We start from the raw sequence: 4401 nt of genomic DNA, 5'->3' as shown, positions 1-4401 counted from the left end.
CGCGCGCCGACGACGCGGCCGGACCGCTCGAGCAGGGCGACCACCTCGGACTGCTGCCGGATGCGCACGCCGCGCTCACGCGCGGCCGCCCCGAAAGCCATTCCGGTCAAATAGGCCTCGCCGCGCCCGCCGCGGGGTTCGTAGGCGAAGGCCGCGAAGTCGTCGAGGCGCAAGCCCGGCCACAGCTCGGCCATCTCGGGAGCGCCGATGAACTCGACCGCGATGCCGAGCTCCTGCTGCATGGCGACATTCGCCTTCAGCGGGTCCACATTGTCCGCGCCGACGCCGACCACGTAGCCGCACTGCCGGAAACCCAGGTCGTCGCCGAGGATCTCGGCGGCGTTCTCGAAGAACGGCACCGACCACCAGGACATGGCCGCCAGCGCGGGGACTCCGTAGTGGCAGCGCACCACGCCGCTGGACTTGCCGGTCATGCCCGAGCACAGCGTATTGCGTTCCAGCACAACCACATCGGTCGCCCCGCGCTCGGCCAGCGACCAGGCGATGGCCAGCCCTTCCAGTCCCCCTCCGATGATCAGGAACTCCGCGGTGTGGGTCATCGTACCGGTACCTCAACTTCGACTGTCTTCTTACGTGAATCGTTGTTGCATCTCATGAAACCACAACGAACAGCGAAGGCTGGCCCGTTAACGCAGTTTTCATCGACCCGCAGCACTCCGAAACATGGACCGGATCCACCACCGCGACACACCGTCTACTACGGAGGTCGCTCCGGGACATATGTCATGAGTTCAAGACCACAGCCGAAATCGCCGTTCGGCGAACCTACGCGACCGTAACCTTCGGTACCGTAACCGCCATGGCGATATCGGATGTCAAAGAATATGCGCATCTCAGTGATTCGGATGTGGTGGCGATCGGCATCGAACTGGATGCGATTCAGCGGGAGATTCGCGAATCATTGGGCGAGCGCGACGCGGCCTATATCCGGAAGGTGATCCGCCTGCAGCGGGCGCTCGAAATCGGCGGGCGAACCGTGCTTTTCGCGAGTTTCCTGCCGCCCGCGTGGCTGGCCGGGGTGGCGCTGCTGGGCACCGCGAAGATCATCGAGAACATGGAGATCGGCCACAATGTCATGCACGGCCAATGGGATTGGATGAACGATCCGGAGATCCACTCGACCAAGTGGGAATGGGATATCGCCGATCCGGCCGAGCATTGGAAGATCACGCACAACTATCTGCACCACAAGTACACCAATGTGCTCGGCATGGACCGCGATATCGGCTACGACGTGCTGCGGGTGACCCGCGATCAGCGCTGGAAGCCCTTCCACCTGGGGCAGCCGGTGTACAACGTGCTGTTGCAGTTGCTCTTCGAGTGGGGTGTGGCGACGCAGCATCTGCAGCTGGGCCGGATCCTGACCGGGCGGCTGCCCAAGAACGGTCCCGAGCGTGAACAGTTCGATCGGGACAAGCGCAAGGTGTTGAAGAAGGCGGGCAGGCAGATCGCGAAGGACTATGTGCTCTTCCCGCTGCTGACCGGACCGGCGTTCCTCAGCACGCTGACCGCGAATTTCGCCGCGAACATCGTGCGCAATGTGTGGACGAATACGGTGATCTTCAGCGGGCACTTCCCCGACGGCGCGGAGAAGTTCACGAAGTTCGACGCCGACAACGAGACGCAGGGCGAATGGTATCTGCGTCAGATTCTGGGCGGCGCCAATATCAGTGGCGGTCCGGTCATGCATTTCATGACCGGGAATCTCTCCTACCACATCGAACATCATCTGTTCCCGGATATGCCGAGCAACCGGTATGCCGAAGCCTCCGTGCGAGTTCGGAAGCTGTGCGACAAGTACGACCTGCCCTACACCACCGGCCCGCTGCCGGTGCAGTACGGCAAGGCGTGGCGCACCATCATGAAGCTCTCGCTGCCGAACTCGCTGCTGCGCCGCGGCAGTGACGACGCGCCGGAGACCAAATCCGAACGCGCCGTGGGCGGCCGGCCCACCCTCGACCCGATGACCGGACGCCGTCGCGGGCTGCGCACCGCCCTGCGGGAGGGCCGACGCCGGGTCACCGGCCGCCATCTCGTCGCCGTCAGCTGACGCGAATCCGCCGACAGACAAGGAACATTCGCATGGTTCACACCGTCGCCGGGCGGACCCGGCGCACCACGGTGCGCGATATCGCCGCGCGCTTCACCACTCCCCTGCTGCCCGACGACTATCTCCAGTTGGTGAATCCGCTGTGGTCGGCGCGGGAGCTCCGCGGCCGGATCGTCGAGGTGCGCAAGGAGACCGCAGACTCCGCGACCCTGGTGATCAAGCCGGGCTGGGGCTTCGACTTCGCCTTCACCCCCGGCCAGTACATCGGGATCGGCGTTCGCGTCGACGGCCGCTGGCATTGGCGCTCCTACTCGCTCACCTGCCCGCCCGGCTGGATCCATCCGGCGCGCCGGGGCGAACGGCTGGTCACCGTCACGGTCAAGGCCATGCCCGAGGGCTTCCTGTCCGGCCATCTGGTCAACGGCGTCCCGCCCGGCACCATCGTGCGCCTGGCCGCGCCGCAGGGCGGGTTCGTGCTGCCGGAGCCGCCACCGGCCAAGATGCTGTTCCTGACCGCGGGCAGCGGCGTCACCCCGATCATGGGCATGCTGCGCACCATGCGCCGCCGCGACACCATCTCCGATGTCGTACACATCCATTCGGCGCGCAGTGCCGACGACATGCTCTTCGCCGCGGAACTGCGCGAACTCGACCGGCGCCAGCCGGGCTTCACGTCGTACTTGCATTTCACCGGCGAACGCGGCCGGTTCGATCTGGCCGACCTGGATTACCTCTACCCCGACTGGCGTGAGCGCCGGGCCTGGGCGTGCGGACCCCTGGACATGCTCTCCGACATCGAAAGCCACTGGGCAGCAGCCGGTCTCGGTGACCGGCTGCACACCGAGCGCTTCGAGCTCGAACGCGCCGAGATCGGCGAGGGCGGCGTCATGACCTTCGCGCGCACCGGCCACACGGTCGAAACCGACGGCGCCACCACGGTTCTGGAGGCCGCGGAAAGCGTGGGCGCGCCGATGTCGGCCGGTTGCCGCGTCGGCATCTGCCGGACCTGCGTCGTCACCGTCACCGAGGGCCATGTCCGGGACCTGCGCACCGGTCTCGAGCACCAGGCCGGAGAACAGGTCCAAGCCTGTGTCTGCGCCGCCGCGGGTGACTGCGCCGTCGACGCGTAAGGAAAGACGCGACCCAGCGACATGCCGGAGGTCCGTTTCATCCGGTTGCGGACGGGCGTGGCATACCATTCCGATTCGATATAACTCCAGTTCGGAATCGGCATCCGCGGACCATCTCAGGCTGGGAGTGGCGAATGGGTCGGACCACCCTCGTTCCGGTGCTCGTCTGCGCGGCGCTGCTGAGCGCGATACCGATATCGGCTGCGGCACCCGACGATTCGGGGGCGACGCCCAGCCGCCCGCAGCCCGCACCGACCGACCTGGCCACCGCCGTCCAGCGGGATCTGCACATCGACATGCCGGAATACCTCGCGCGCGCCGCCACCGCGCAACGGCTGGCCGCCTTCGAGAAGGTCGCGCGCGCCGCCTATCCCATGGTGTTCGCCGGGGTCCGGATGGACGGGGCGCGGGCGTTGGTGGCGCTGAGTGACGGTATCGGCCTCGACGCCGCCACGAAGGCGGTTGGGGAGGCCGGATTCGAGGTGGTCCGGGTCGGGGCCAGCGTCGCGGCACTCCAGCAGCGGCGCGGCGCCATCCGGCGGTGGATCGGCGCCCAGCCGAGCGATGCCGCCCGGACCTTCCACGGGGACGCCGTCGATATCGGGCGCAATACCGTGGTGCTCTACACCAGCGGGACCATGCGGCCGCCCGCCGACCTGGGTGCGGTGGAACTGGTCGTGGTGGACCCGCCGCACACCGCGCCCGCGACCGACGATCCCGAGATACCGATCACGATCGCCGCGCCCGGCGAACCGTACCTCGGCGGCCAGCCGTTCCGGATCGCCTTCGACGCGACCCGGTTCGCGAAATGCTCGCTGGGATTCAACGCCACCGACGCCGACGGCCACGACGTCGCCATCACCGCCGGGCACTGCGACCCCAACAACCTGGTCGATCCGGCCGCGAAAACCACGGAGCCGCACAAGATCTACGACTACAGCGAGAACGGTCTCGGCGCCGAACTCGGGTACTTCGCGAGCTCCACCTTCGGGCCGCACGACTATTCGATCCTGCGGATCAACGCCGATCAGGCCGAGCGCTTCCGCAACAACCGGGTCGTCGGCGGGTCGGCCGAGCAGGCCGCGACCGCCCCCGGCGGTGGTTCGTCCACCACCGGGGGCGGCTCGTCCACCGCCACCGATCGCCTGACGTCGGGTAGCAGCGATGGGCTCCCGTCCTTCAGCGCGGCGCTGACCGCCG

4 protein-coding genes are annotated in these 4401 nt (G+C 67.3%); 3 read left to right on the top strand and 1 reads right to left on the bottom strand.

Annotation, left to right across the window (positions count from 1 at the left end; all coding sequences use genetic code 11):
• Nucleotides 1-560: NAD(P)/FAD-dependent oxidoreductase (locus ACWELQ_RS39360; RefSeq protein WP_452402095.1), on the bottom strand; the 560-nt coding region annotated here is incomplete at its 3' end.
• A 260-nt stretch (nucleotides 561-820) separates the two neighbouring features.
• Between ACWELQ_RS39360 and ACWELQ_RS39355 the strand changes: the two genes are divergently transcribed.
• The 3 genes from ACWELQ_RS39355 to ACWELQ_RS39345 all read left to right on the top strand — a co-directional run.
• The gene (locus ACWELQ_RS39355) at nucleotides 821-2071 is read left to right on the top strand and encodes a fatty acid desaturase family protein (protein WP_452402094.1); all 1251 of its coding nucleotides are present in this window, start codon (nucleotides 821-823) and stop codon (nucleotides 2069-2071) included.
• 32 nt (nucleotides 2072-2103) lie between these two features.
• Nucleotides 2104-3201 (top strand): ferredoxin reductase, encoded by a 1098-nt coding sequence (locus ACWELQ_RS39350; protein ID WP_452402093.1) that lies wholly within the window; start codon nucleotides 2104-2106, stop codon nucleotides 3199-3201.
• A gap of 134 nt (nucleotides 3202-3335) precedes the next feature.
• Nucleotides 3336-4401 (top strand): hypothetical protein (locus tag ACWELQ_RS39345; protein ID WP_452402092.1); only part of this gene is annotated, 1066 nt, incomplete at its 3' end.

The sequence above is a fragment of the Nocardia sp. NPDC004722 genome (assembly GCF_053601505.1).
Note: the sequence above shows the minus strand (reverse complement) of the source record. Positions and strands in the feature narration are given on the sequence as shown.